We start from the raw sequence: 7,133 nt of genomic DNA on the forward strand, positions 1-7,133 counted from the left end.
TGGGTGGCCCCGACGGGCCACGGGAGCTTTTTCATGACTGACTCGAACCTATCTTTCTTCGGCAGGGTTTCGCTTGCCGTGGGCACCTTCTTCGCCATCCTCGGCGACGGCCAGCTCGCGGCCGGCATCAAGCGGCTGCGCAACGGCGAGAGCGCCGCGCCGGCAGCGCCGGCCCCCGTCGCCGCACCGGTCCCGGCAGCGGCACCCGAGGCCCCCACGCTGAAGGAAGCCAGCCCGGTGGCGGCACTGCAGCTGCTGGGCCTGCTGCAGCGCGACGCCCGCTTCGTCGACTTCGTCGAGGAAGACATCGCCCGCTATTCCGACACCGAAATCGGCGCCGCCGCCCGCCTGGTGCACGACGGCTGCCGCGCGGTGCTGCGCGAGCACTTCACCATCCGCCCGGTGCGCGAGGAAGCCGAAGGCAGCCGCGTGACGGTGGCCGACGGCTTTGACGCCACCGCCATCCGCCTGACCGGCAACGTGGTCGGCAGCGCGCCGTTCCACGGCAGCATCAGCCACCGCGGCTGGAAGGTCGACGAAGTGCGCCTGCCGCGCGTGGCCGAGCGCCATGACGCCACCGTGATCGCCCCGGCCGAGGTCGAGCTATGAGCGAAGCCCGCTACGCCATCGGCATCGACCTGGGCACCACCCACAGCGCGCTGTCCTACGTCGACCTGGCCGCCAGCGATGGCGAGAAGACCAGCCAGGAAGTCCAGGCCATCACGCAGCTGACCGCGCCGGGCGCCGTCGAAGACCTGGACCTGCTGCCCTCCTTCCTGTACCTGCCGCACGCGAGCGAGTTGTCGCCCGGCGACCTGGCGCTGCCGTGGACCGCCGAGCGCGACTTCGCCGTGGGCGAAATGGCGCGCACCCGCGGCGCGGCCACGCCGATCCGCCTGGTGTCGAGCGCGAAAAGCTGGCTGTGCCACCCCGGCGTAGACCGCCGCGCGCAGATCCTGCCGGCGGACGCGCCGCCGGAAGTGTCGCGCGTGTCGCCGCTGGAGGCGTCGGTGCGCTACCTGAACCACCTGCGCGAGGCCTGGGACCAGGCCCATCCCGACGCGCCGTTCGGCGAGCAGGACATCACCGTCACGATCCCCGCATCGTTCGACCCCGCCGCGCGCGAACTGACCGCAGAAGCGGCAGCCGCGGCCGGCTATGCGCGCATGACCCTGCTGGAAGAACCGCAGGCCGCGCTGTACAGCTGGATCCAGAAAAGCGGCGGCCAGTGGCGCAAGCAGGTCAAGGTCGGCGACATCATCCTGGTGGTCGACGTCGGCGGCGGCACCACCGACCTGTCGCTGATCGCGGTGGTCGAGCGCGACGGCAACCTTGAGCTGCACCGCGTTGCCGTGGGCGACCATATCCTGCTCGGCGGCGATAACATGGACCTGGCGCTGGCCCACGTGGTGGCGCGCAAGCTGGCCGCGCAAGGCACGCAGGCCGACCCGTGGCAGCTGCGCGCGCTGACCTACGCCTGCCGCGCGGCCAAGGAAACGCTGCTGACCGACCCCACCACCGATACCGTGCCGCTGGTCGTGCCGAGCCGCGGCTCGAAGCTGATCGGCGGCTCGATCCGCACCGACCTGACCCGCGCGGAACTGACGCAGACCATCCTGGAAGGCTTCTTCCCGCAGGTCGACGCCTCGGCCCGCCCGGTCAGCCGCGCCCGCGCCGGCCTGACGCAGCTTGGCCTGCCTTACGCGCAGGATGCGGCCATCACGCGCCACCTGGCCGCGTTCCTGGGCCGCCAGGTGGCGGCGCTGGCCGAACTGGAAGGCTTCCAGGGCGCGCAGCCCGAAGGCGCGACCTTTTTGCATCCGACCGCGGTGCTGTTCAACGGCGGCGTGTTCAAGTCGGAACTGCTGGTCGAGCGCATCCTGCAGACCCTCAACGGCTGGCTCGCCGGCGAAGGCGCCGCACCCGCGCGGCTGCTGGGCGGCGCCGAGCTGGACCTGGCCGTGGCACGCGGCGCGGCCTACTACGGCTACGTGCGGCGCGGCAAGGGCGTGCGCATCCGTGGCGGCACCGCGCGTTCCTACTATGTCGCGGTGGAATCGTCGATGCCGGCCGTGCCCGGCTTCGAGCCGCCGATCCAGGCGCTGTGCGTGGCACCGTTCGGCATGGAAGAAGGCACCGATGCCGCGCTGCCGCCGCAGGAATTCGGCCTGGTGGTGGGCGAGCCGGTGCATTTCCGCTTCTTCGGCTCATCGGTGCGCCGCCAGGACCAGGTCGGCACCCTGCTCGACTTCTGGGGTCCGGAAGAACTGCAGGAACTGGAGGAAATCCAGGCGACCCTGCCCGCCGAAGGCCGCACCGCCGGTGAAGTGGTGCCGGTCAGGCTGCATGCGCGCGTGACGGAGGCCGGCACGCTGGAGCTGGAAGCCGTGCCACGCGGCAACGGCGAGCGCTGGAAGGTCGAGTTCGACGTGCGCGGCAGCGCCGATGCCTGAGGCAGTGCCCGCGCCGGCGCAGCAGTACGTCGTCGGCATCGACCTGGGCACCAGCAACACGGTTGTCGCCTACGCGAAGGCCGGGTCGGACGATATCCGCGTCTTCGATATCGACCAGCTGGTCAGCCCCGGCGAAGTCGCGGCGCGCCCGCTGCTGCCGTCGGTGCGCTACCACGCGGCGCCGGGCGAGCTCAGCGGCGATGACCTGCAACTGCCCTGGCAGACCGCCGCCAGCGCCGCCGCGCGCCGGACCGTGTTCGGGCGGCTGGCGACAACGCTGGGGGCACAGGTACCCGGCCGGCTCGTCGCCAGCGCCAAGAGCTGGCTGTCGCATGCGTCGGTCGACCGCACCGCGCCCATCCTGCCGTGGGGCGGGCCCGACGATGCCGACAAGATCTCGCCGGTGGTCGCCAGCGCGAGCTACCTGGGCTACGTCGCCGCGGCCTGGAACCACCGTTTTCCCGACGCGCCGCTCGAGCAGCAGGACGTGGTGCTTACCGTGCCCGCCTCGTTCGACGAAGGCGCGCGCGCGCTGACGCTCGAGGCCGCGCGCCTGGCCGGGCTGCCCGCACTGCGGCTGCTTGAAGAGCCGCAGGCCGCGTTGTACGACTGGCTCTTCCATCATCGCCAGACGCTGGATACCGACCTCGCGCAGACACGCCTGGTGCTGATCTGCGACGTCGGTGGCGGCACCACCGACCTTACGCTGATCCGGGTGGAAATGCAGGACGGGCAGCCGCAGTTGACGCGTATTGGCGTGGGCAACCACCTGATGCTCGGCGGCGACAACATGGACCTGGCGCTGGCGCACCTGGTCGAAGCACGCCTCGGCGCGGACCAGAGGCTGTCGGCCTCCAGCCTGTCGCAGCTGGTGGCCCGCAGCCGCGCGGCCAAGGAACAGTTGCTCAGCGCGCAGGCGCCGGACGCCACCACGGTCACGCTGCTCGGTGCCGGCTCGAAGCTGGTCGGCGGCGCACGGTCGGTTGAGGTGACGCGGCAGGAAGTCGAGCAACTCGTTGTCGACGGTTTCTTTCCCGAGGTTGCCTCCTCTGAGAGGCCCGGTCGCGCGCGGGGCGCCATCGTCGAGTTCGGCCTGCCTTATGCGTCCGACCCGGCCGTGACGCGGCACGTCGCCGGCTTCCTGTCGCAGCACGCCGCGCAGTCGCGCATGGCGCTGGAAGCGCCGCCCGCGCAGGCCGATGCCCTGCCCGTTCCCGACACGCTGCTGCTGAACGGCGGCGTGTTCCGCGCCGAAGCGCTGGCGGGCCGCATCGCCGAGACGCTGGGCGCGTGGCGCGGTACGCCGCTGCACGTGCTGCACAACGCCGATCCCGACATCGCGGTGGCACGCGGCGCGGTCGCCTATGCAAGGGCCCGCAGCGGCCAGGCACCGCGCATCGGCGGCGGCTCGCCGCGCAGCTACTTCCTTGTGCTCGACGACAGCGCGACCGGCCAGCAAGGCATCTGCCTGCTGCCCAAGGGCACCGAGGAAGGCCATGAGGTGCACCTCAGCGACCGTACCTTTGCGCTGCGGGTCGGGCACCCGGTGCAATTCCACCTGGTTTCGTCGGTCGCCGACACCGTCTACCAGCCAGGCGAGCTGGTCGACCTGTCCGCGGGCGACTTCGTGCGCCTGCCGCCGATCGCCACCGTCGTTCCTGCACGCGGCGCCCGCGGTCCGCGCGAGACGCCGGTGCAGATCCGCACATCGCTGACCGAGGTGGGCACGCTCGAAGTCCACTGCATCGACATCGCCAACGACTCGCAACGCTGGCGGCTGGAATTCCAGCTGCGCGGCAACGATGCCCCGGCGGAAGCGCCCGCGGCCGCAACGGCACATCCGGCGCTGCCGCAAGCCATCGAGGCAATCGACCGCACCTTCGGCGCCCGTTCGCAGGACGTCGGCCCCAAGGAGGTCAAGCGGCTGCGCGCGCAGCTGGAGCAGGTGCTGGGCGCGCGCGAGCAATGGGACAGCGCCCTGCTGCGCGAGCTGTTCGGCGCGTTCTGGGAGCGCGCCAAACGCCGCCGCCGCACCGCCGACCATGAGCGCCTGTGGCTGAACCTGGCCGGCTATTGCGTGCGGCCGGGCTTCGGCTATCCGCTGGACGAATGGCGCGTCGAGCAGCTCTGGTCGCAGTACGACCAGGGCATCCAGTACGTCAACGAGACCCAGAACTGGTCGGAATGGTGGACGCTGTGGCGGCGCGCGGCCGGTGGCCTCGATGAAAGCGCGCAGCTGCGCTTGTTCGAGGACATGGCGTTCTACCTGCAGCCGCCGGGCAGCGGACACTACAAGAAGCCTGCCGGTCCCACGCGCGGCGGTTATCCCGACATGGTCCGCCTCGCCGGATCGCTGGAACGCCTGTCGGCCGACACCAAGATCGAGCTGGCCGGCTGGCTGCTGACGCGGCTGCGCAAGCCATCGGAAAACAACCTGGCCTGGTGGGCGGTGGGCCGCATCGGCGCGCGCATGCCGTTCTATGGCAGCGCGCACAGCGTGGTGCCGGCAGAGATCGCCACGCAATGGATCGACAACATCCTCGCGCTCGACTGGAAGAAGGTCGAGCCCGCCGCGTTCGCCGCGGTGCAGATCGCGCGCATGACCGGCGATCGCACCCGCGACCTGCCTGACGAGACCCGGGCCAATGTGGTGCGCCGGCTCGAAGCCGCCAACGCGCCGCAAAGCTGGATCGCCATGGTCCGCGAAGTCGTCGAGCTCAATGCCGCGGATGAGGGACGGGTATTCGGCGAAGCGCTGCCCGCGGGCCTCAAGCTGATCGCGCGGTGATGTGGGGGCCTTCCCATGGGCCCCTGGCGTCATTTGAAGGTGGTGTGAATTTCACCTATGCTGACTTGCTCCTGCTGCCGGTGTGGCGGCGCCCAGCCCTTCAAGGAGGAAGACAATGCGCGTCATGGTGATCGTCAAGGCAACGAGCGATTCCGAAGCCGGCAAGATGCCGGGCACAGAATTGCTGGCAGCAATGGGCAACTTCAACGAAGAGTTGGTCAAGGCTGGCATCATGCTCGCCGGCGAGGGCCTGCATCCGAGCGCCAGGGGCAAGCGTGTGCGCTTCTCCGGCAAGGAGCGGACCGTGACCGACGGCCCGTTCGCGCAGACCAATGAACTCATCGCGGGATTCTGGCTGTGGCAGGTCAAGTCCATGGACGAGGCCATCGCATGGGTCAAGCGCTGCCCCAATCCCATGGAGGGCGAGTCCGAGATCGAGATTCGCCAGGTGTTCGAAGCCGATGATTTCGGGGCGGAGTTCACCCCCGAACTGCGCGAGCAGGAAGAGCGGCTGCGCGCGCAGGTCGACCAGCAGGCCAGCAAGCCGCGCTGATGAAGACTACACGCGTGCGGCGTACGGAAATCCATATTGCCTGCTGAGCCGGTCAAGCCTGGCACGCAGGCTGGCCAGCTCGCCGGCCAGCTGCCGCGCCATGATCGGCAGCGGGCCTGGCTCCGCTTCCACCACGGCGGCTCGCGGCGATGGCATCGCCAATGGCGCCTTGCCGGTCTCCAGTGCGTCCGCCAGGGCCAGCAAGGTAGCATCGATGCCGGGATCGTCGCCCTCGCGCAAGCCGCCCTCATGCTCGATGGTGGCCATCAGTTCCAGCGCGCTGATACAGACGCGCGCGCCATGCTGGATTTCCTCGAACTCGGCGGCAGGCACGCCGGTCTCCTTGGCCACCGAGGGGATCAGCCCGCGCAGCGGAATCAGCTTCGCGCCCAGTTCGATCATTGCGGTGCGCAGCTCGGCGGCATCGGCAAAGCCATGCTGCATCCGCGTATGAACCGCCATGCTGGCGCGCAACAGCCCGGCCAGCCTGATGCGCCATGAATATGAGGCATAGGCGGGCAACGCGAAGGAAAACACGAGTGCGATCGCGGTACCGATAAACACATCGGCGGTGCGCCAGAACGCGTCGGCGATATTCTGTTCGCCATGGCCGGCGGTAATCACCACGGTAATCGCCGCCAGCAGCGCGATATAGCCGCCCTGGCCGATGGCATGGTAGGCGCAATAACCGCAGATCAGCGCCAGCAGCGCATAGGTCAGCAACGGCCAGCCGAAGAACGATTGCTGCACGATCAGCGCCAGGCCGATAAGTGCCCCGATCAAGGTGCCGATCCCGCGTTCCGCGGCGCGACGGCGGATATTACCGTGGTGCTGGAGCCCGCCGATGACAACCAGTACGGTGATGGTGGCCCACTCACCGTGGGGGATGTCGATGCCGGTGGTCAGGGCAATTGACGCCAGCAGTGCCAGCGCGACGCGCGTGGCGTGGAACAGCCTGGCTTGCCGAAAGCGACGGTTTGTATCGAACAGTGCGTCGGTGGTTTTGCGCAGGGTTGCTAGCATGGTTTTGGTTGGCGCGGCGGGGAATGCCAAGTTTATGGCATGGGTTGTGCCAATGTGGTTGCTGTTAGTGACATTGCCCGCGATAGCAATAAACTCGAAGCCGCCAAAGCAAAAACCCCTCGCAGCACACGCTGTCGAGGGGTTTTGCACAATAAGAGCCTGGCGATGACCTACTTTCACACGGGTAATCCGCACTATCATCGGCGCGGAGCTGTTTCACGGTCCTGTTCGGGATGGGAAGGGGTGGTTCCAGCTCGCTATGGTCACCAGGCATGAGGGGTTGTGGCGCTGGGGTTCAAGCCAGCGTCACGAATCG

5 protein-coding genes and 1 rRNA gene are annotated in these 7,133 nt (G+C 69.0%); 4 read left to right on the forward strand and 2 right to left on the reverse strand.

Features of this window, described 5'->3' with window-relative positions:
• Positions 1-33: 33 nt before the first annotated feature.
• The 4 genes from E1J61_RS29095 (at position 34) to E1J61_RS29110 (ending at position 5,794) form a co-directional block, all read left to right on the forward strand.
• Entirely contained in the window at positions 34-609 is a 576-nt protein-coding gene (locus E1J61_RS29095; RefSeq protein WP_133097380.1) for a DUF2760 domain-containing protein, read from the forward strand.
• Positions 606-2,453: an Hsp70 family protein gene (locus tag E1J61_RS29100; RefSeq protein WP_133097381.1), complete on the forward strand. Its 1,848-nt coding sequence runs from the start codon at positions 606-608 to the stop codon at positions 2,451-2,453. Before E1J61_RS29095 ends, E1J61_RS29100 begins: the two co-directional genes overlap by 4 nt.
• Positions 2,446-5,241: an Hsp70 family protein gene (locus E1J61_RS29105; protein WP_133097382.1), complete on the forward strand. Its 2,796-nt coding sequence runs from the start codon at positions 2,446-2,448 to the stop codon at positions 5,239-5,241. The genes E1J61_RS29100 and E1J61_RS29105 overlap by 8 nt, the downstream gene beginning before the upstream one ends.
• Positions 5,242-5,356: 115 nt before the next feature.
• Positions 5,357-5,794, forward strand: coding sequence for a YciI family protein (locus tag E1J61_RS29110; protein WP_133097383.1), 438 nt, complete (start codon positions 5,357-5,359; stop codon positions 5,792-5,794).
• A gap of 6 nt (positions 5,795-5,800) precedes the next feature.
• On the opposite strand, the gene E1J61_RS29115 is transcribed toward E1J61_RS29110, so the two are convergent.
• Both E1J61_RS29115 and rrf read right to left on the reverse strand, forming a co-directional pair.
• On the reverse strand, positions 5,801-6,817 hold the full coding sequence (locus E1J61_RS29115) for an FUSC family protein (protein WP_133097384.1): 1,017 nt from the start codon (positions 6,815-6,817) through the stop codon (positions 5,801-5,803).
• 157 nt (positions 6,818-6,974) lie between these two features.
• A 5S ribosomal RNA gene (gene rrf / locus E1J61_RS29120) occupies positions 6,975-7,088 on the reverse strand.
• Positions 7,089-7,133: the final 45 nt, after the last annotated feature.

The organism is Cupriavidus sp. L7L, assembly GCF_004353535.1.
GTDB lineage: Bacteria > Pseudomonadota > Gammaproteobacteria > Burkholderiales > Burkholderiaceae > Cupriavidus > Cupriavidus oxalaticus_A.